Annotated in this window: 20 protein-coding genes; 15 read left to right on the top strand and 5 right to left on the bottom strand. The window is 68.4% G+C overall.

Going from position 1 to position 19,860, the window contains the following annotated elements; genetic code table 11:
* The first annotated feature begins 139 nt into the window (after window positions 1-139).
* Complete coding sequence (locus C0481_RS00925; RefSeq protein ID WP_293399603.1) at window positions 140-1,252, top strand: response regulator; 1,113 nt, start codon at window positions 140-142, stop codon at window positions 1,250-1,252.
* A gap of 166 nt (window positions 1,253-1,418) precedes the next feature.
* Window positions 1,419-2,591: a glutamine-hydrolyzing carbamoyl-phosphate synthase small subunit gene (gene carA / locus C0481_RS00920; RefSeq protein WP_293399600.1), complete on the top strand. Its 1,173-nt coding sequence runs from the start codon at window positions 1,419-1,421 to the stop codon at window positions 2,589-2,591.
* 36 nt (window positions 2,592-2,627) lie between these two features.
* On the opposite strand, the gene C0481_RS00915 is transcribed toward carA, so the two are convergent.
* The 3 genes from C0481_RS00915 to C0481_RS00905 form a co-directional block, all read right to left on the bottom strand.
* The gene (locus C0481_RS00915; RefSeq protein WP_293399597.1) at window positions 2,628-3,098 is read right to left on the bottom strand and encodes a YbjN domain-containing protein; all 471 of its coding nucleotides are present in this window, start codon (window positions 3,096-3,098) and stop codon (window positions 2,628-2,630) included.
* Between the two features lie 67 nt (window positions 3,099-3,165).
* Window positions 3,166-3,891 carry an anti-sigma factor gene (locus C0481_RS00910; protein WP_293399594.1) on the bottom strand — a complete coding sequence of 242 codons (726 nt, stop codon included), beginning with the start codon at window positions 3,889-3,891 and terminating at the stop codon, window positions 3,166-3,168.
* Window positions 3,888-4,475, bottom strand: a complete 588-nt coding sequence (locus C0481_RS00905) for a sigma-70 family RNA polymerase sigma factor (protein WP_293399591.1) — start codon at window positions 4,473-4,475, stop codon at window positions 3,888-3,890. Before C0481_RS00905 ends, C0481_RS00910 begins: the two co-directional genes overlap by 4 nt.
* A gap of 298 nt (window positions 4,476-4,773) precedes the next feature.
* Here C0481_RS00905 and C0481_RS00900 point away from each other — a divergent pair, with 298 nt between their 5' ends.
* The 3 genes from C0481_RS00900 (at window position 4,774) to C0481_RS00890 (ending at window position 9,157) form a co-directional block, all read left to right on the top strand.
* Complete coding sequence (locus tag C0481_RS00900; protein ID WP_183774102.1) at window positions 4,774-4,980, top strand: cold-shock protein; 207 nt, start codon at window positions 4,774-4,776, stop codon at window positions 4,978-4,980.
* Between the two features lie 236 nt (window positions 4,981-5,216).
* Window positions 5,217-8,507, top strand: coding sequence for a carbamoyl-phosphate synthase large subunit (gene carB / locus C0481_RS00895; protein WP_293399579.1), 3,291 nt, complete (start codon window positions 5,217-5,219; stop codon window positions 8,505-8,507).
* A 485-nt stretch (window positions 8,508-8,992) separates the two neighbouring features.
* Window positions 8,993-9,157 carry a hypothetical protein gene (locus tag C0481_RS00890; protein ID WP_293399576.1) on the top strand — a complete coding sequence of 55 codons (165 nt, stop codon included), beginning with the start codon at window positions 8,993-8,995 and terminating at the stop codon, window positions 9,155-9,157.
* A 25-nt stretch (window positions 9,158-9,182) separates the two neighbouring features.
* Here the strand turns inward: C0481_RS00890 and C0481_RS00885 are convergent, their stop codons facing one another.
* Entirely contained in the window at window positions 9,183-9,701 is a 519-nt protein-coding gene (locus C0481_RS00885) for a GNAT family N-acetyltransferase (RefSeq protein WP_293399573.1), read from the bottom strand.
* Window positions 9,702-9,802: 101 nt separating this feature from the next.
* On the opposite strand from C0481_RS00885, the gene C0481_RS00880 reads away from it, so the two are divergent.
* From C0481_RS00880 to C0481_RS00845, 8 genes are all read left to right on the top strand, one after another.
* Window positions 9,803-10,600: a glucose 1-dehydrogenase gene (locus C0481_RS00880; RefSeq protein ID WP_293399570.1), complete on the top strand. Its 798-nt coding sequence runs from the start codon at window positions 9,803-9,805 to the stop codon at window positions 10,598-10,600.
* A 61-nt stretch (window positions 10,601-10,661) separates the two neighbouring features.
* Window positions 10,662-11,162, top strand: coding sequence for an ATP-binding protein (locus C0481_RS00875; RefSeq protein WP_293399567.1), 501 nt, complete (start codon window positions 10,662-10,664; stop codon window positions 11,160-11,162).
* Window positions 11,163-11,332: 170 nt separating this feature from the next.
* A complete protein-coding gene (greA, locus tag C0481_RS00870; protein WP_293399565.1) occupies window positions 11,333-11,806 on the top strand; it encodes a transcription elongation factor GreA in 474 nt (157 codons plus the stop codon).
* A gap of 17 nt (window positions 11,807-11,823) precedes the next feature.
* On the top strand, window positions 11,824-12,819 hold the full coding sequence (locus tag C0481_RS00865) for a mitochondrial fission ELM1 family protein (protein ID WP_293399563.1): 996 nt from the start codon (window positions 11,824-11,826) through the stop codon (window positions 12,817-12,819).
* Between the two features lie 3 nt (window positions 12,820-12,822).
* Window positions 12,823-13,254, top strand: a complete 432-nt coding sequence (locus C0481_RS00860) for a GNAT family N-acetyltransferase (RefSeq protein ID WP_293399560.1) — start codon at window positions 12,823-12,825, stop codon at window positions 13,252-13,254.
* A 46-nt stretch (window positions 13,255-13,300) separates the two neighbouring features.
* On the top strand, window positions 13,301-14,356 hold the full coding sequence (pseG, locus tag C0481_RS00855; RefSeq protein WP_293399557.1) for a UDP-2,4-diacetamido-2,4,6-trideoxy-beta-L-altropyranose hydrolase: 1,056 nt from the start codon (window positions 13,301-13,303) through the stop codon (window positions 14,354-14,356).
* 76 nt (window positions 14,357-14,432) lie between these two features.
* Complete coding sequence (gene trxB / locus C0481_RS00850) at window positions 14,433-15,440, top strand: thioredoxin-disulfide reductase (RefSeq protein WP_293399554.1); 1,008 nt, start codon at window positions 14,433-14,435, stop codon at window positions 15,438-15,440.
* Between the two features lie 79 nt (window positions 15,441-15,519).
* On the top strand, window positions 15,520-16,818 hold the full coding sequence (locus C0481_RS00845) for a UDP-N-acetylglucosamine 1-carboxyvinyltransferase (RefSeq protein ID WP_293399552.1): 1,299 nt from the start codon (window positions 15,520-15,522) through the stop codon (window positions 16,816-16,818).
* 131 nt (window positions 16,819-16,949) lie between these two features.
* Here the strand turns inward: C0481_RS00845 and C0481_RS00840 are convergent, their stop codons facing one another.
* Window positions 16,950-17,459 (bottom strand): hypothetical protein, encoded by a 510-nt coding sequence (locus C0481_RS00840; protein ID WP_293399550.1) that lies wholly within the window; start codon window positions 17,457-17,459, stop codon window positions 16,950-16,952.
* A gap of 138 nt (window positions 17,460-17,597) precedes the next feature.
* On the opposite strand from C0481_RS00840, the gene C0481_RS00835 reads away from it, so the two are divergent.
* Both C0481_RS00835 and C0481_RS00830 read left to right on the top strand, forming a co-directional pair.
* Window positions 17,598-19,331: an amidohydrolase family protein gene (locus C0481_RS00835; protein WP_293399547.1), complete on the top strand. Its 1,734-nt coding sequence runs from the start codon at window positions 17,598-17,600 to the stop codon at window positions 19,329-19,331.
* A gap of 21 nt (window positions 19,332-19,352) precedes the next feature.
* Window positions 19,353-19,850, top strand: a complete 498-nt coding sequence (locus C0481_RS00830; RefSeq protein WP_293399544.1) for an N-acetyltransferase — start codon at window positions 19,353-19,355, stop codon at window positions 19,848-19,850.
* Window positions 19,851-19,860: the final 10 nt, after the last annotated feature.

Raw genomic sequence — 19,860 nt, 5'->3', positions numbered from 1 at the left:
GCAAGCGGGCAAAATGCGAACCCCGGCGCCTAAAGCTTGAGCTTAACGCGCGATCCCGCGCTCCCGGCGCCTCTGTCGGCGTGGCCGCAACGCGATCAGCGTCTCATGAGCACCTTGGGGCGAATCGTCGGGGAGCGAGATGCCGAAGGTCAGGCTTCGGGAACGGATCGCCCGCCTGCTGGGCGGGCGGGCGCTGGCTGCAGCCAACGCCCAGGCCGAGGTCGCCGGCCAGCGCCTGCGCGAGGCGCTCGACCTGCTGCCCGAAGGCATCGTCTTCCTGGACCCCGACGGCCGCTATCTGCTCTGGAACAAGCGCTACGCTGAGATCTACCACCGCTCGGCCGACCTGTTCTCGTCGCAGGTCACCCTGGCCGACACCCTGCGCACTGGCGTGGCCCGCGGCGACTATCCGGACGCCGTCGGGCGCGAGGAGACGTGGCTGGCTGCGCGGCTCGACAAGCTGAAGAACCCGACCGGCGAGCGGCACGAACAGCGGCTGGCCGACGGCCGGTGGCTGATGATCGAGGAACGCCGCACCGGCGACGGCGGCGTCATCGGCCTGCGGGTCGACATCACCGAGATGAAGCGCCAGGCCGCGGCTCTGGAGGACGCCCTGCACCGGGCCGAGGTCGCCAGCCGCGCCAAGACCGAGTTCGTCGCCGACATGAGCCACGAACTGCGCACCCCGCTCAACGGCGTGGTCGGACTGATCGCGGCGCTGGAGCGCACCGCGCTGACCGCTGAGCAGCGCGGCCTGGTGGCCGACATCCAGGGATCGGCCGGCCAGCTCGACCGGCTGGTCGCCGGCCTGCTCGACTATGGCGACGCCGCGCACGAGGCCGACGCCGCCCATCAGCCGATCCAGGACGGCGAGGCCCCGCCCCTGCGGATCCTGGCCGCCGACGACAACCCGACCAACCGCAAGGTGCTGGAGCTGATGCTCGGCGCGGCGGGGGCCGAGGTGACCAGCGTCGAGAACGGCGAGGAAGCGGTGGAGGCCTGGCGGCGGGGCGGCTTCGACTTGGTGCTGATGGACCTGCGCATGCCGGTGATGGACGGGCTGACCGCGATCCGGGCGATCCGCAAGGCCGAGGGCGCAGGCCTGCCGCGCGCGCCGATCATCGTGATCAGCGCCAACACCTCGCCCGACGACCTGAAGTCGTCGACCGAAGCGGGCGCCGACCGCCATATCGGCAAGCCGGTCAGGGCCGACGCGCTGTTCGAGGCGATCTCGGGCGTTCTGGCCGACTGAACGCCGGCGGCCCCGCGGCCAGATTCCCTCAGCGCCGCATTGACCCGGCCTCCGGTAGTCATTAGGTAGCCGCCGTTTGCCGAACAAGCGGACGAGTCAAGGAACGGGCGGGGTTCACCCTGGCCCGCCTTTTTGCGAGCATGCACACTCTGATGGAGACGCCGAGATGACTGTAGAACTTCTCCAAGGTGTGACGGGCGTTCTGGTCCTGGCGAACGGGACCGTCCTGCAAGGGATCGGCGTCGGCGCGACCGGCGACGCGGTCGGCGAGGTCTGCTTCAACACCGCGATGACCGGCTATCAGGAGATCCTCACGGACCCCTCCTACATGTCGCAGATCGTGGCCTTCACCTTCCCGCACATGGGCAATGTCGGGGTGAACGTCGAAGACATCGAACAGATGTCCGGTTCGGCCGAGACTGCGGCCCGCGGCGCGATCTTCCGCGACGCGCCCACCGCGCCGGCCAACTGGCGCGCCGACGGCGACCTGGACGCCTGGATGAAGCGCCGCGGCGTCATCGGCCTGGCTGGGGTCGACACCCGCGCCCTCACCCGCTCGATCCGCGAGAACGGCATGCCGCATGGCGTCATCGCCCACTCGCCCACCGGCGAATTCGACATTTCCGCCCTGCTGGAAAAGGCCAAGGCCTGGGCCGGCCTTGAGGGCCTGGACCTGGCCAAGGACGCCTCGTGCCTGCAGCCGTTCGTCTATGACGAGGGCCTGTGGGACTGGCCCGAGGGCTACGCCAAACCGGCGCAGCAACCGAAGTATGAGGTCGTGGTCCTGGACTACGGCGTGAAGCGCAACATCCTGCGCGCCCTCACCTCGATCGGCGCGCGCGTCACCGTGGTGCCGGCCAAGACCAGCGCCGAGGACGTCCTGGCCCGCAAGCCGGACGGCGTTCTGCTGTCCAACGGCCCCGGCGACCCGGCCGCGACCGGCGAATACGCCGTGCCGGAAATCAAGAAACTGGTCGACAGCGGCGTGCCGGTGTTCGGCATCTGCCTGGGCCACCAGATGATGGCCCGCGCCCTGGGCGCCAGCACCGTGAAGATGGACCAGGGCCACCACGGCGCGAACCACCCGGTCAAGGACATCACCACCGGCAAGGTGGAGATCGTCTCGATGAACCACGGCTTCACTGTGGACCGCGACAGCCTGCCCGAACCGGTGGTCGAGACCCATGTCTCGCTGTTCGACGGCACCAACGCCGGCATCGCCCTGAAGGACAAGCCGGTGTTCAGCGTCCAGCACCACCCGGAGGCTTCGCCCGGCCCGACGGACTCGCTCTACCTGTTCGAGCGCTTCGCGGGTTACATGGACGCAGCCAAGAAATAGACAAAAGGCCGGCGCCCAGCGCCGGCCTTTTTCGTTCTACCACCCGATGTGTTGCTTGATGTCGGGCAGGAAGCTCAGCCAGACGCTGAAATTGTCGTCGAGCGCCGCGCGCGTGCCGCCGGGGCTGACATTGATGTCGTAGGTGAACCAGGGATCGCCCTCGTCGTCGATGTAGCAATCGACGTAGCGCTTGCCTGAGTTCCACTCGTTCGCCTTCTCGGCGTTGAGCTTTTGCTTCACGTTGAAGGCGGCGACCAACTGCATCGAGGCGCAGCGGTCCTGGCGACAGTCGTTGGGATAGATCTCGAAGCTGACTCCCTCGGCCGAGCTCGTGATGTAGCCCTCGCCGTCGTCCTTCTTGAGCTCGGCCTTGTAGCCGCTCTCGAGCAGCCAGGACTGGATCTCCTTCAGGGTCATGCCGTCCTTGTGCGGCTCAGGGGCCGCCGACGCCGCGCCGCCCGACAGGAGCAGAACCGCAGCGCTTACCGCAAGCAGACTCGTTCTCATGGACTAGAAACCTCTCAACTGGACGTGGAGCATAGGGCGCTTCGCGCCGCCCGCGCCAGCCGAGCGGCTAGAGGCGCGCCAGCTTGCCGACCGCCGCCAGGGGGCCCGAAGGCCCTTCCTGGCGCGAACCGCCGCGCGGCTCGACCGAAACCGCCAGCGAGACGCCTTCGGTGGTCATTTCCGCCATCGGCTCGGACATCGGCATGGCCTTGGAGGCGCCGGGGTCGATGAGCCCCAGCGAGCGCGGCTTGCCGTCGGCCGGGATCAGCCACAGTTCGTGACTATGGTCCGGATCGGCGCCCGGCGGCACCAGCGAAGCCACCAGGATGGACTTCCGTTCGGGGTCGTAGGCGGCCAGGAACAGCGGCTGGCCGCCGTCGCTCATGAGCCGAGCGTTCATCATCGGCCCCATCGGCGGGCGCGGTTGGGTGATCACCTCCGGCGGGCGCGCGGCCAGGAACACCACCGCCGCCAGGCTGGCGGCCGTCACCGCCAGCGAGCCGAGAGTCGCCGCGCGCCAGAACCGCAGCCGCCGTCGCACGCCCTGGCTGTTGTCGTTGGCCGCCAGCATCCGCTCGATCCGCGGCCACAGGCCGGCCGGCGCGGCCACCGGCGCGATTTCCTCGGCCAGCGGCGCGAGACGCGCGCGCCAGGCCAGCACCTCGGCGGCGAAGACCGGGTCACGCGCCATGCGCTGCTCGGCGGCGGCCCGCTCCTGAGCCGTCAGCACGCCGAGCGCGTGTTCGGCCGCCAGGGCTTCGTCGTCCGGCAATTCGGGGCCGATGTCGCTCATCGCTCCAGACACCCCCTCAGCTTCAGCAGGCCGCGGCGGATCCAGCTCTTCACCGTCCCCAGCGGCGCATCCAGCCGCCGGGCGAGGGCTTCATAGGTCAGCCCCTCGAAGAAGGCCGTGCGGATCGCCCCCTGGGTCCTGGCGTCCAGTTCGTCGAGACAGCGCGCCAGCGCCTGGCCGTCCTGGGACGCCTCCAGCAGCGCCTCGGCCCGCGGGGCCTCGTCCTCGATCTGGAGTTCGTCCACCGGCTCGGCGTAGGCAAGCGGTCCGCGCGCCCGCAGCCGATCGATGGCCCGGTTACGGGCGATGGTCGAGATCCACGCCATGACGCTGGCCCGCTCCGCCTCGTAGCGGTCGGCCCGTCGCCAGATGGTGAGATAGACCTCCTGCAGCACGTCTTCGCTCTCGTCCTTGTCCGAGAGGATACGCAGGCAGACGCCGAAAAGCTTCGCGGAGGTGGCGTCGTAGAGCCGGCGCATCGCCGAGCGATCGCCCGCCGCGATCTGCGACATCAATTCGGCCAAGGGGTCGAGCGTGGCGATCGAGGGCGGTCCCATACCGTGCAGACAGGGAAGCTGCCGCACTTCGCCGCCCGAGGAAAGGGCCGATGGCGCGCTTCGAGGCGACAGCTTGCGCCGTCCCGCGCCCCGCCGGGAACGCTTGCTGCGCTGCACCTAACGCCGCAGAGCGCCGTTCCATGGAGCGCCTTGCGAGGGGCTTTGAAGCGCGCTACGTTTAGCTCGTCAAACTCGTATGGTTCGGCTGATTTTCGACGCTCCACATTTTCTGGCGCACCGAACCTGCTCCCCGACCCTCCCGAAATTTGATGCGTGACTCAAAAGGCTTGGGTTGCGGAACGACTTACCCAAGGACGACACTTCTATGGCTACCGGCACTGTTAAATGGTTCAACGGAACCAAGGGCTATGGCTTCATCCAACCCGACGATGGCGGCGCGGACATCTTCGTTCACATCTCGGCCGTTGAACGCGCCGGACTCCGCAGCCTGAACGAAGGCCAAAAGATCACCTACGAACTCGAGCAGGACCGTCGCAGCGGCAAGATGGCCGCCGGCAACCTGCAAGTCTAAGCAGTTCGGCAAAAGGCCTTTTGGCCCTTGCATCGAAACGGCTGCGGGCCGGCGGAAACGCCGGCCCGTTTTCGTTGGCGGCCTCCTCAGCCGCCGCCCGGCCCGCCCCTGCGGCGAGATTGCCGCCATCGCCGCTTGCGTGCGGGCGACTCCGTCTCTAAACGGCCCCCTTAACCTGCAGTTTTACCGGGACCGGGCGCGCTTGAATGTGCGACCGCCCATGCGCGCGAGTGGACATGCCGAAACGCACAGACATCTCCTCGATCCTGATCATCGGCGCTGGCCCGATCGTCATCGGACAGGCCTGCGAATTCGACTACTCCGGCGTCCAGGCCTGCAAGGCGCTTCGCGCCGAGGGCTACCGCATCGTGCTGGTCAATTCGAACCCGGCCACGATCATGACCGACCCGGACGTGGCCGACGCCACGTACATCGAGCCGATCACGCCGGAGATGGTCGAAAAGATCATCGCCAAGGAACGTCCCGACGCCCTGCTGCCGACCATGGGCGGCCAGACGGCGCTGAACACTGCGCTCGCCCTCGAGGCCTCCGGCGCGCTGGCCAAGTACGGCGTCGAGATGATCGGCGCCAAGGCCGAGGTCATCGACAAGGCCGAAGACCGTCAGAAGTTCCGCGACGCCATGGACAAACTGGGCCTCGAGAGCCCGAAGTCCAAGGCCGCTCACTCGATGGACGAGGCCATGGAAGGCCTGGAGTTCGTCGGCCTGCCGGCGATCATCCGTCCGTCCTTCACCCTGGCCGGCACCGGCGGCGGCATCGCCTACAATGTCGAGGAATTCAAAGAGATCGTCGAACGCGGTCTCGACCTGTCCCCCACCACCGAGGTCCTCATCGAGGAGAGCGTGCTGGGCTGGAAGGAGTACGAGATGGAGGTCGTCCGCGACAAGGCGGACAACTGCATCATCGTCTGTTCGATCGAGAACATCGACCCGATGGGCGTCCACACCGGCGACTCCATCACCGTCGCCCCGGCCCTGACGCTGACCGACAAGGAATATCAGCGCATGCGGGCGGCCTCGATCGCCGTGCTGCGCGAGATCGGCGTCGAAACCGGCGGCTCCAACGTGCAGTTCGCCGTGAACCCGGCCGACGGCCGCATGGTCGTCATCGAGATGAACCCGCGGGTGTCGCGTTCCTCGGCCCTGGCCTCGAAGGCCACCGGCTTCCCGATCGCCAAGGTCGCCGCGCGCCTGGCCGTCGGCTACACCCTCGACGAACTGATGAACGACATCACCGGCGCGACGCCGGCCTCGTTCGAGCCCAGCATCGACTACGTCGTCACCAAGATCCCGCGCTTCGCCTTCGAGAAGTACCCGGGCTCGGAGCCGACCCTGACCACCGCCATGAAGTCGGTCGGTGAAGTCATGGCCATCGGCCGCACCTTCGCCGAAAGCCTGCAGAAGGCCCTGCGCGGGCTGGAAACCGGCCTGACCGGCCTGGACGAGGTCGAGATCGAAGGCGCCCACGACGCCGAGACCGGCCGCGCGGCGGTAATCCGCGCGCTGGGCCAGCCGACCCCGGACCGCCTGCTGGTGATCGCCCAGGCGTTCCGTCACGGCCTGAGCGTCGAAGAGGTCAACGCCGCCTGCTCGTACGAGCCGTGGTTCCTGCGCCAAATTCAGGCGCTGATCGCCGTCGAGGCCGGGATCCGCGACCGCGGCCTGCCCGCCACGGCCGCCGAGTTCCGCGCCGTGAAGGCGCAGGGCTTCTCGGACGCCCGCCTAGCCAAGCTGACCCACACCACCGAAGCCGAAGTGCGCGAGCAGCGCCGCGCCCACGGCGTGCGCCCGGTGTTCAAGCGCATCGACAGCTGCGCCGGCGAATTCCGCGCCGCCACGCCGTACATGTACTCGACCTACGAGACCGGCGCGCTGGGCCAGATCCCCGAGTGCGAGAGCGAGCCGAGCGACCGCAAGAAGGCGATCATCCTGGGCGGCGGTCCGAACAGGATCGGCCAGGGCATCGAGTTCGACTACTGCTGCTGCCATGCGGCCTTCGCCCTCGACGACATCGGGGTGGAGTCGATCATGGTCAACTGCAACCCGGAAACCGTCTCGACCGACTACGACACCTCCGACCGCCTGTACTTCGAGCCACTGACGGCCGAGGACGTTCTGGAGCTGATCGCCGTCGAACAGGCGCGCGGGACGTTGCTGGGCGTCATCGTCCAGTTCGGCGGCCAGACCCCGCTGAAGCTGGCCAAGCCGCTGGAAGACGCCGGCATCCCGATCCTGGGCACCTCGCCCGACGCCATCGACCTGGCCGAGGACCGCGAGCGCTTCCAGCAGCTGCTGCACAAGCTGAAGATCGCCCAGCCGGTCAACGCCATCGCCCGCTCGCGCGACGAAGCCTTCGCCGGCGCGCACAAGGTCGGCTACCCGATCGTCATCCGCCCCTCCTACGTGCTGGGCGGCCGGGCGATGGAGATCATCCGCGACGACGAGCAGCTCGAGCGCTACGTCAACACCGCCGTCCAGGTGTCCGGCGACAGCCCGGTGCTGATCGACCAATACCTGAGCCGCGCCACCGAGGTGGACGTCGACGCCCTGTGCGACGATGCGGGCCAGGTGTTCGTCGCTGGGGTGATGGAGCACATCGAGGAAGCCGGCGTGCACTCGGGCGACAGCGCCTGCTCGCTGCCGCCGTTCTCGCTGAAGCCGGAAACCATCGCCGAGCTGAAGCGCCAGACCGAGGCCATGGCCCGCGCGCTTGAAGTCCGCGGCCTGATGAACGTGCAGTTCGCGATCGAGGAGCCGCACTCCGACAATCCGCGCATCTACGTGCTGGAAGTGAACCCGCGCGCCAGCCGCACGGTGCCGTTCGTCGCCAAGACCATCGGCCAGCCGCTGGCCTCGATCGCCGCCAAGCTGATGGCCGGCGAAAAGCTCGCCAGCTTCAACCTGACCGAAAAGCCCTACGACCACATCGCGGTGAAGGAGGCGGTGTTCCCGTTCGCCCGCTTCGCCGGGGTCGATACGGTGCTGGGCCCGGAAATGCGCTCGACCGGCGAGGTCATGGGCCTCGACTGGATCCGGCCCGGCGAAACCAACGCCCCGGCCTTCGCCCGCGCTTTCGCCAAGAGCCAGCTCGGCGGCGGCGTGAAGCTTCCCAAGACCGGCAGCGTCTTCGTCTCGGTCAAGGACAGCGACAAGCCCTGGATCGTCGAGCCGGTGAAGCTGCTGCTGAGCCAAGGCTTCAAGGTCCTGGCCACCTCCGGCACCGGCGACTACCTGGCCGAACAGGGTCTGGAGGTCGAGCAGGTCAAGAAGGTGCTGGAAGGCCGTCCGCACATCGTCGACGCGATGAAGAACGGCGAAGTGCAGCTGGTCTTCAACACCACCGAAGGCAAGCAGTCGCTGGCCGACTCCTTCGAGATCCGCCGCACCGCGCTGATGATGAAAACGCCCTACTTCACCACCGCCGCCGGGGCCCTGGCCGCGGCCCAGGCCATCGTGGCGACCGTCGAGGACACCCTCGATGTGCGCCCGCTGCAAAGCTACGCCTGACAAGGCGCGCGAGAGGCGGATGACGCCTCTCGCGCCGCCGCCCTAAGCCCTGGGCGCCTCTTCGGATTGGCACATCGAGAGCACGTGCCCGTCGGGGTCTGAGATCTCTGCGGACGATCCGCCGGGGGCATGGCTGACCGGCGTCACGATCGTCGCCCCTTCTCGGCAAGCGCAGCGACGACGGTGTCGATCCCGCCCTTGGCCAGATCAAAGCAGAGGCCGCCGCGCCAGACGTACTTCTATCAGAACGCGAAGGCGCTGCCATGCGAGCGCCTCGCAACCTCAAGTTTGTGAACGACTTAGCTGCAAATTGTTGATTGACCGGCGTTATTTGCGGGCGCAACCTCAGAGCGTCGCCTTGCTGTACGCAGGCGCAAAGTGGGCGAGTTCCGGCGGCCCCTGATGACCAGCCGGTCGGCCCGCATGGGCGCCTGTCGCAGTCTGGCGAGGACGTGTCCTCTGATTCAGTGTGCGAAGGAAAAGTCATGCAAACCGGACACCACGAGGGTGAGGTCCACCATCACAAGAACAGGCACCTGCTAGAGCGCTTCGAGGGGTACACAGACCTTATCGTCGTGGGTCTGATCATCGCCCTTGGAGCGGCCATGCTGATTGGCCTGCTCACCGCGAACGGAAAAGTCACCTGGTAGGACGCCAGCCTCGGGTACGGCGGCCTTATAGGGATCTAGCCAGAACCAGGTCGTCGTACTCGTTGGCGCCTACGCGAAACCTCCGGACGCCCGCCTCGACATAGCCCTGGCGGGCATAGAAGGCGATTGCGCGCGCATTTCCTCCAAACACCCCCAGCAGCATGCGGGTGAATCCGGCCTTTGCCGCGCTTTCCAGCGCCGTCTCCATCAGCCGCGCGCCCAGACCGCCGCCGTGGAAGCGGTTGAGCAGATAGATCCGCTTCAGTTCGACATCGCCGTCGCCGGTGGCGACCGGCAGGTCAGGCGGCGTCAGCGCCGCATAGCCGACCGGCGCCGCGCCCTCCTCCATCTCCGCCAGCCATAGCCGATAACCGGGCTTCTTCAGCCAATCGGCGTAAAGCGCCTCGCCGTGCTGGGTGCGGCAATGGACGATTATGTCGCCGGCCGGCAGCGCCCCGGCATAGGTCTCCAGGAACGTCGCCTGCCCGACCAGGGCGAGCGCCGCCTCGTCGCCCGGGACGCAGGGACGAATGATGGTCGACATACCGATACTCCGAATCCGCAAACGCTGAAGGCTGGCCTCAATCGCCAAGCTGAGCTAGGCGTAGGACAAACTAAACAACGATCACTTAGGGAGATGAAAGCATGGCCGGAAGGGTCGAGGGTAAGGTTGCGCTGGTCACCGGCGGAGCCAGCGGCATTGGTCGCGGCTGCGCCGAGCGCCTGGCGCAGGAAGGCGCGACCATCGTCGTCACCGACCTGCAGGACGACAAGGGCGCCCAGACGGTCGCGGCGATCGAGGCGATGGGCGGCAAGGCCAGCTACCTGCACCACGACGTCACCTCCGAGCAGGCCTGGATCGACGCCGTCGCCGCTGTAAAGGCCAAGCACGGCCGCCTCGACATCCTGGTCAACAACGCCGGCATCGGCATCGGCGGCTCGGTTCTGACCATGACCCTGGCCGACTTCCAGAAGCAGACCGCCGTCAATCTCGACGGCGTCTTCCTGGGCGTGAAGCATTCAATCCCGCTGATGCGTGAAAACGGCGGCGGCTCGATCATCAACATGTCGTCGGTGGCGGGGCTGAAGGGCTCGGCGATCCTGGCCGGCTACTGCGCCACCAAGGGCGGCGTGCGGCTGTTCACCAAGGCCGTGGCCATGGAATGCGCCGCCGCCAAGGACGGCGTGCGGGTCAACTCCGTCCACCCGGGCATCATCGAGACCCCGATCTGGGACACCATCGTCGGCACCGGCGAGGTCGGCGACAACGCCCGTCCGCCGCGCGGCGCGGCGCTGGACGCGATGAGCGCCGAAGGCGTGCCGCTGGGCGTGAAGGGCTACCCGGAGGACATCGCCAACGGCGTGCTGTGGCTGGCCTCGGACGAGAGCCGCTACGTGACCGGGGCCGAGATCGTCATCGACGGCGGCCTGTCGGTGAAATAGCCGCGCCCGCCAGCCCTCTTGGGCGTTTCCGCGCTCGCGGAAATGCTCTAGGGGGCGGGGCATGACCGCCATGCTGCACGTCGTCTTCGGCCCCTCGGGCGCCGGCAAGTCCACCTACGCCAAGGAACTGGCCCGGCGCGAGCCGGCGGTCCACTTCGCCATCGACGACTGGATGGCCCGCCTGTTCGCCGCCGACATGCCCGAGCCCATCGAGTACCAGTGGATGATGGAGCGGGTCGAGCGCTGCGAGGCGCAGATCTGGTCCACCGCCGCCGGCGTAATCGCCGCCGGCACCTCTGTGGTGCTCGACCTCGGCCTGCTGCGCCGCTCCGACCGCGGCCGCGTGGCCGAGATCGCCCAGGCCGTCGACCTGCCGCTGCAGTTCCACTTTGTGACCGCCCCGGCCGAGGTGCGCCGCGCGCGCGTTCTCGAACGCAACGAAGTCCGAGGTGAAACCTTCGCGATCGGCGTGACGCCGGAGATGTTCGACTTCATCGAGGGGGTCTTCGAGGCGCCCGACGCAAGCGAACTGCAAGGCGCGATCGTCTCCGAAAGCGCCTGACGACACGACGTCTCCAGGCCCTCAACAGCTTTCGAACTCAGCTCCTGGGGCCGCCTGCCGGCGCGCCCTTGAGTTTTTCTGCTGCGACATCTAATCTCTACCCCCCCGGACGCCTGCGCCCGCGGCCGGCAACGAACTCCCAAAAGGGCGAACCCGAGTCCTCATCCACGATGGAAAAAGTCCCGATGACCGCCGAGGGCTGGCAAGCTCTCGACGATGAACTGAAGCGTTTGAAGACCGCCGAGCGTCCTGCTGTGATCGCTGCGATCGCGGAAGCGCGCTCGCACGGCGACCTCTCGGAGAACGCCGAGTACCATGCCGCCAAAGAGCGGCAAGGCTGGATCGAAGGCCAAATCGCCGAGATCGAGGACCGGATGGCCCGCGCCCAGGTTATCGACGTATCCAAGCTTTCCGGCAGCCAGGTGAAGTTCGGAGCCACCGTCTCGGTGGTCGACGAGGACACCGAGGAAGAAGCCCGCTACCAGATCGTCGGCGAACACGAAGCCGACGTGAAACAGGGCAAGATCTCCATCGTCTCGCCCCTGGCCCGCGCCATGATCGGCAAGGAAACCGGCGACGTCGTCGAGGTGAACACCCCCGGCGGCGGCAAGGCCTACGAGATCCTCAAGGTCGAGTGGATCTAGGCTCCGGAACCACCGGCTTGTCAGCTCAAAACCCGCCGTCCGCCGCGCCGCTCATCATCTGGGCGGTGTCGGACGGGCGCGCGGGCATTGAGGCCCAGGTCGTCGGACTGGCGAACGCGATCGCGCGCAAGCGTCCTGCCCAGATCGTCGTCAAGCAGATCGGCTGGAAAAGCTGGATCGGCCGCCTGCCCTGGTGGCTGACCCTGTTTCCGCGCCAGCTGCTGACCCCGCAGAGCGACATCGCCCCGCCCTGGCCGGACATCTGGATCGCGGCCGGCCGCGCCACCCTGCCCCTCTCCATCCGCATGAGGCGCTGGTCGGGCCGCAAGACCTATGTCGTCCAGGTCCAGGATCCGCGCATGCCGACACGGCTGTTCGACCTGGTCATTCCGCCCAAGCACGACCGGCTGGAGGGCGACAACGTCTTTCCGATCACCGGCTCGCCTGGCCGGGTGAACGCCGAGCGCATGGCCGGCGACCTGCGGCGGTTCCAGGCCCAGCTCGACGCCCTGCCCCGCCCGCGCGTGGCGGTGATCATCGGCGGCAAGTCCAAGGCCCACGACATCTCGCCCGAACGCGCCGCCGCCATGGCCCGCGAGATCGAGCTGCCGGTCGTCCAGGAGGGCGGCTCGGTGATGGTCAGCTTCACCCGCCGCACGCCGCAGCCGGCGCAGAACATCCTGCAGGCGCGGCTGAAGCACCTGCCTGGGGTGATCTGGGACGGCCAAGGCGACAACCCCTACTTCGCCTATCTGGCGGCGGCCGACTACATCCTGGTCACCGAGGACTCGACCAATCTGGCCACCGACGCCGCCTCCACCGGCAAGCCGGTGTTCGTGATGAAGATGGACGGCGAGAGCCTGAAGTTCCGGCTGTTCCACGAAGACCTGGAGCGCCTGGGCGCCGCGCGCCCATTCGGCGGCGCCTTCCACGGCTGGACCTACGAGCCGCTGGCCGAGACCGAACGCGCCGCCGACGAGGTCCTGCGCCGCTTCGACGCCCGACGAACCTAGGCCGTGACGATCGCGATCCGCCTGGCCGGCCCTGACGATGTCGAGATCGCCCTGGCGATGGACCCGGCCGCGGCGACCAGCCCGCATCGCGCCGCCTGGCTGCGCCGCGCCTTCGCCGGCGAGCACGGCAGGGTCGCGCGGTTGGCCCTGCTGGACGGCGAGCCGGCGGGCTTCGCCGTCGTCGGCTGGTTTTTCAGCAATCCGTTCCTCGATCTGATCGTCACCGACCCGCGCGCGCTGCGCCGGGGCGTGGCCAGCGCGCTGCTGGACGAGATCGAGCAAGCGCACGCGGCCCAGAAGCTGTTCGTCTCGACCAACGTGTCGAACGCGATCATGCGCAAGCTGCTGCCGGCCCGCGGCTACCTGCCAGCCGGCCAGGTCGACCACCTCGACCCCGGCGACCCCGAGCTGTTCTTCGTGCGCCTGCCGCGCTGAGCCAGCCCTTTCCAAGCTGCGGCTTTCGGCGTCCCATGGCTGCAAGATGATTCTGCGGCCTCGCATCCTCTTCGTCGCCAACGCCGGCCCGGCGGTCGGCGGTGGGCATGTGATGCGCTCGCTCAGCCTGGCGCGGGCGCTGGGCGAACACGGCGCGGAGTGCGTGTTCCTGGCCCCGCCCGCCGTCGCCGGCATCCTCGACGCCTTCGCGCCGGAGATGGGCCGCGAGCACGTCATCTCGATCGCCCCGGCCGACTTGCCGACCGCCGTCGCCGGCCTGACCTTCGATGCCGTCGTCTTCGATCACTACGATCTCGGGCGCGTCGATCACCAGTTCATTGCGCAGGGGCGCCCGACGCTGGTCATTGACGATCTGGCCGATCGCCCCCTGGCCGCCGACATCGTGCTCGATTCCGGTCCCGCGCGGACCGAGGCGGACTACGCCTCCCTGGCCGGCGAGGCCCGCCTGCTGCTTGGACCGCGCTATGCGCCGCTGCGGCCGGAATTCGCCGCCCTGCGCGATGCGGCGATCGCCCGGCGCGGCGGACCGGTGGAGCGGGTGCTGGTCGCCCTTGGCCTGACCGACGTCGGCGGCGTCACCTCGCGGGTGCTCGACCGCCTGCGCCAGCGCAACGGCCACCTGGCCTTCGACGTGGTGCTGGGCGCCAACGCCCCCAGCCTGCCCGGCCTGACCCGGGTGGCCGCTCACGACCCGCGCGTGACCCTGCACGTCGACGCCCAGGACATGGCCCGCCTGACCCTGGAGGCCGACGTCGCCTTCGGAGCCGGCGGATCGACCACCTGGGAGCGCTGCACCCTTGGCCTGCCCTCAGTGCTGGTGGTGTTGGCCGAGAACCAGCGCCCGGCCGCCCGCGCCCTGGCCGATCGCGACGCCGCGCTCGTTGTCGACGCGGCCGGCGAGGACTTCGCAGCCGCCCTAGACCGGGCTGCGGTGCGACTGCTGACCGACACCGCGACCCGCACCCGCCTGACCGCCTCCAGCCTTTTGCTCTGCGACGGCCTGGGCGCTGAACGCGCCGCCAGCGCTTTGCTGGAAGTCATCTCCGCCCCGCGATTGGCCGCTCGCGATCCCGGCGCCTGACGACGCGAGCCCATGCGCTGACCGACCGCGCCCGGCGCCTGTCGCAACGGCTCAGAATCTCCCCTACATAGACGCCATGTCGCAGAACGCTCCTCGCACCACCCGCTGCCTCGTCCTGGGTTCCGGCCCGGCCGGCTACACCGCCGCCATCTATGCCGCGCGCGCCTTGCTCAAACCGGTGCTGATCGCCGGCATCCAGCCGGGCGGCCAGCTGACCATCACCACCGACGTCGAGAACTACCCGGGCTTCGCCGACGTCATCCAAGGCCCCTGGCTGATGGAACAGATGCAGGCCCAGGCCGCGCATGTGGGCACTGAGATCATCAACGACATCGTCATCAAGGCCGACCTCAGCCAGCGTCCGTTCCGCCTGGAATGCGACAGCGGCGACGTCTGGCTGGCCGAGACTCTGATCATCGCCACCGGAGCCCAGGCCAAGTGGCTGGGCCTGGAGACCGAACAGAAGTTCCAGGGCTTCGGCGTCTCGGCCTGCGCCACCTGCGACGGGTTCTTCTATCGCGGCAAGGAAGTCGTCGTGGTCGGCGGCGGCAACACCGCGGTCGAAGAAGCGCTGTTCCTGACCAACTTCGCCTCCAAGGTCACCGTCGTGCACCGCCGCGACGAGTTCCGCGCCGAGAAGATCCTACAGGAACGCCTGTTCGCCCACCCGAAGATCGAGGTGATCTGGAACGTCGCCATCGACGAGGTGGTCGGCACGGCCGATCCGCTCGGCGTCACCGGCGTGAAGCTGAAGGACGTCGGCACCGGCGAGGTCCGCGAGATCGCCGCCGACGGCGTCTTCATCGCCATCGGCCACGCCCCGGCTTCGGAGCTCTTCAAGGGCCAACTGGAGATGGACGGCTCGGGCTATTTGAAGGTCATCCCCGGCAGCGCCGCGACCGCGATCAAGGGCGTCTACGCCGCCGGCGACGTGACCGACGACGTCTACCGCCAGGCCGTCACCGCCGCAGGCATGGGCTGCATGGCCGCGCTGGAAGCGGTAAGACTGCTGGCTGAAGAAGATCACGAGCAGGCCAAGCACCCCATCAGCCATCACGAGGCCCAGCGCATCGGCGCCTGGTGACCTCTGAGAGCGTCGACGAGTTCAACTTAGCGGGCGGCTGATCGCCGCCCCTTCCCGAAAGACGAGGCCACGCGCCGCCATGACGAACCTGATCGTGCGAGGCGGCCGCGCCTTGCGTGGGACCATCACGCCGTCCGCCAACAAGAACGCCGTCCTGCCGGTGCTCTGCGCCACGCTGCTCAGCGACGAGCCGATCGTCCTGCACCGGGTGCCGGACATCACCGACGTCCGCAAACTGCTGGATTTTTTCGGAAAGCTCGGCTCGTCGGTCGAGATGGACTACGCCACCGGGACCTTGCGGCTGCACCACGGCCGCGACCTTGACCCCAAGGCCGCGCACCTGCCGCTGGGCATGCGCTCCTCGATCATGCTGATCCCGGCCCTGTTGCATCGCTTCGGCCGCGCCAGCCTGGAAGAGGACGTCACCGGCTGCACCCTCGGCTCGCGTGAGATCGATCCGCACATCGAGGTGTTCCGCGCCTTCGGGGCCGAGGTCACCAGCGAACCCGGCGCGACCGTGATCACCGCCGACAAGGGCTTCACCGCCACCCAGCACTGGCTGGACTACGCCTCGGTCACCACCACCGAGAACTTCGTGCTCTGCGCGGCCACCGCCAAGGGCCTGTCGCGGCTGACCAACTCGGCCTGCGAGCCGCACGTCCAGGAGTTCTGCGAATTCCTGGCCGGCATGGGCGCGCGCATCCAGGGCGTCGGCGGCTCGCGCCTGACCGTCTCGGGCGTCGACAGCCTCGGCGGCGTCGAATTCACCTTCGCCGACGACTTCCATGAGGTGGCGACCTTCCTCGCCATGGGCGCGATCACCGGCGGCGAGATCGCCGTGCAGAACGGCTCGGTCGAACAGTTTCCGCTGCTGGACCGCACCTTCGCCAAGTTCGGCGTCGAGGTGACCCACGAGAACGGCTTCAGCCGCGCCCGCGTCGACGGCAAGCTGAAGGTCCGCGAGCCGTTCACCTCGAACATCCTGACCAAGGTCGAGGCTGCGCCCTGGCCCTACGTCCCGGCCGACCTGCTGCCGATCTTCGTGGCCCTGGGCGTGCGCGCCGAAGGCCAGGTGATGTTCTGGAACAAGGTCTATGACGGCGCGCTCGGCTGGCATTCCGAACTGGGCAAGTTCGGGGCCCACGCCCTGCTCTGCGATCCGCACCGACTGATCACCTGGGGCGGCAAGCCGCTGACCCCGGCGACGGTCGAGAGCCCCTACATCATCCGCGTGGCCATCGCGCTCTTCATGCTGGCCGCCAGCATCGAGGGCGAGAGCACCATCCTCAACGCCTCGCCGATCCAGCGCGCCCACCCGAAGTTCGTCGAGAACCTCAACGCCTTGGGCGCCGACGTCAGCTGGGTCGCGGGGGACTGACCCCCACCTAATTCCTCCCCACTAGGGGGAGGTGGCGCGCAAAGCGCGACGGAGGGGGCCAGCTGAGTCAGCAAGCCCCCTCAGTCAGCCATTCGGCTGACAGCTCCCCCAGAAGGGGAGCAATTGGATCGCTAATTGTCCCGCTTGGCCTGAGCGTTCTTGGTCGCCTGGGAGACGCTGCCGACTTTGGCTGGCGCGACTTTCGAGGTCGTCTTGGCGTTCTGCACCGGGTTCATCCCCTCGCTGGCGGTCTTGCCCGGCGCCGGGCGTGAAGCGGCGCCGGCGGCCCGGCGCATGGCCAGGGCCTTCTTGGAGGCTTCGATGTGCGCGGCCCGCGCCTCGTCGACCTGCATGCGGTGGGACTGCTTGTTCACCCGGCGCAGGGCGCTGGCGAACACCTGCTTACGCTCCTGAAGGTGCTCTGCCGTGCCGCTGCCGCGCGGCTCGCCCTTGCCCCGCACTTCACGGACCTTCTGGCGCGCGAGCGTGCGTTCTTTATCGCGCATGGCGCGCAGGCGCTTGCGGGTCTCGGCCAAATCCTTGGCGTCGAGCTGGGCGATGGCCGGATGGTGCGAGGCGCGGATCAGCTCGCCCTCTTCGTGATTGAGCAGGCTGAGTTCGCGGCGGTTGTTGATGGACATGGTCACCCCTCTCGAGTTGCACGGGTCTAAGGGAACGCGCCGAGCAGGGCTTGGTTCAGCCGTCACGCCCACGGCTAGCCTCTTGAGTGACGCAACGTCACCGTACCTAGCCTTCCAAAAATTTCCTGGGAGGAAGCCATGTACGATCTGGTCATTCGGCGTGGTCTGGTGGTCGACGGCACGGGCGCAGCGCCGCGCCAGGCCGATGTGGCGGTGTCCGGCGGCGTCATCGCCAAGGTCGGCGCGGTGCCCGAAAGGGGCCGCCGCGAGATCGACGCCGGCGGTCTGCTGGTCACCCCGGGCTGGGTCGACATCCACACCCACTACGATGGCCAGGTCACCTGGGACGCCTATCTCAGCCCGTCGTGCTGGCACGGGGTCACCACCGTGGTGATGGGCAACTGCGGCGTCGGCTTCGCCCCGGCCCGCCCCGACCGCCACGAATGGCTGATCGGCATCATGGAAGCCGTCGAGGACATCCCCGGCTCCGCCCTGGCCGAGGGCATGAAGTGGGACTGGGAGACCTTCCCCGAGTATCTCGACAGCCTGGAGCGCAAGCCGCGCGTCCTCGACGTCGCCGCCCAGGCCCCGCACAGCGCCATCCGCGCCTATGTCATGGACGAACGCGGCGCGCGCAACGAGGTGGCGACGCCCGAGGACATCGCCGAGATGGCCCGCATCACCCGCGAGGCGGTGCAGGCCGGCGCGCTGGGCTTCTCGACCTCCCGCACCGCCCTGCACCGGACCAAGGACGGCGAGGTCATCCCCGGCACCTTCGCCGGCGCCGACGAGATGATCGGCATCGGCCGGGCGTTGGGAGAAGCCGGCCATGGCGTGTTCGAACTGGCCTCCGACATGACCATCCCGGAGGACGAATTCGCCTGGATGGCCGCGTTCGCCAAGGAGACCGGGCTGCCCGTCAACTACAGCCTGCTGCAGTCGCCGTTCCAGCCGAACAAATGGCGCGACATGCTGGCCCTGACCGCCGAAGCCCAAGCGCAGGGCGCCAATATCAAGGCCGGCATCGCCTGCCGACCGACCGGCATGGTGCTGGGCTGGCAGTCCACGGTTCACCCGTTCATCCGCAAGACCGCCTACCGCGCCATCGCCGCCCTGCCCTTCGCGCAGCGGCTGGAGCGGCTGCGCGATCCGGCCGTGCGCGAGGCGATCATCACCGAGGTGACGCCCCAGGCGCCGGCCATGGGCGCCCTGCTGCAGGACTTCGGCAACATGTTCCGCCTAGAGCGCGACGGCCAGCTCGACTACGAGCCCCGCGCCGAAGACTCCGTCGCCGCCGAGGCTGCACGCCAGGGCGCGACGCCGGAGGCGGTCGTCTACGACATGCTCATGGAGAACGACGGCGCCGGCTATATCTACCTGCCCCTGCTGAACTACGCCGAGCACAGCTTCGACCACATCGTCGAGATGATGCACGATCCGAACACCGTGCTCAGCCTGTCGGACGGCGGCGCCCATTGCGGCGTGATCTGCGACGCCAGCTTCCCGACCTACATGCTGACCTACTGGGTCCGCGACCGCGCCCGCGGCCAGCGGATGCCGCTGGAAAAGGTCGTGTCCATGCAGACCCGCGAGACCGCTCAGTTCTATGGGCTGAACGACCGCGGGATCATCGCGCCGGGCATGAAGGCCGACCTCAACGTCATCGACTTCGACGCCCTGGCGATCCATGCGCCGGAGATGGTCTTCGACCTGCCGGCCGACGGCCGACGGCTGATCCAGAAGGCCAGCGGCTATCGCGCCACCGTCGTCAGCGGCGTCGTCACCTTCGAGCACGGCGAGGCCACCGGCGAGTTGCCTGGCAAGTTGATCCGCGGCCCGCAAGTCGCGCCCGCGGCCCTGGCCGCGGAATAGGCCTCGGCCTATGCTCGCGGCATGATCCGTCACGCCCGCCCTGCCGACCACGCCGCCATCCGCGAGATCGTCGCCGCCGCCTTCGGGCAAGTCGACGAGGCCGATCTCGTCGAGAGGCTGCGCGCGGACGGCGACGTGATGTTCGAGCTGGTCGAGGAGGAGAACGGCGAGGTCGTCGGCCACATCCTCTACAGCCGGCTTTGGGCCGACAGCGTGAACCTCTACGCCGCCCTCGCCCCACTGGCCGTACGGCCCGACCGCCAACGCGCCGGGGTCGGCAAGCGCCTGACCGCCGCCTCGATCGAAACCGCCAAGGACTTCGGCGCCCACGCGGTCATCGTTCTCGGTCACCCGGAGTACTACCCGAAGTTCGGCTTCAGCCGCGACGCCGCCGCCAAGGTGAAGTCGCCCTATTCCGCCAGCCCGGCCTTCATGGCCCTGGCGCTCGAGGACGGCGCCCTCGATGCGCCGATCCTGGTCGCCTATCCGGATGCGTTCGGCGGCGGCGAAGGCCACTAGCGAAGCGCCC

Origin of the sequence: Phenylobacterium sp. (genome assembly GCF_013822795.1) — a bacterium.
Classification (GTDB): Bacteria; Pseudomonadota; Alphaproteobacteria; order Caulobacterales; family Caulobacteraceae; genus Phenylobacterium.
This window is presented reverse-complemented; position numbering and strand designations above follow the sequence as displayed.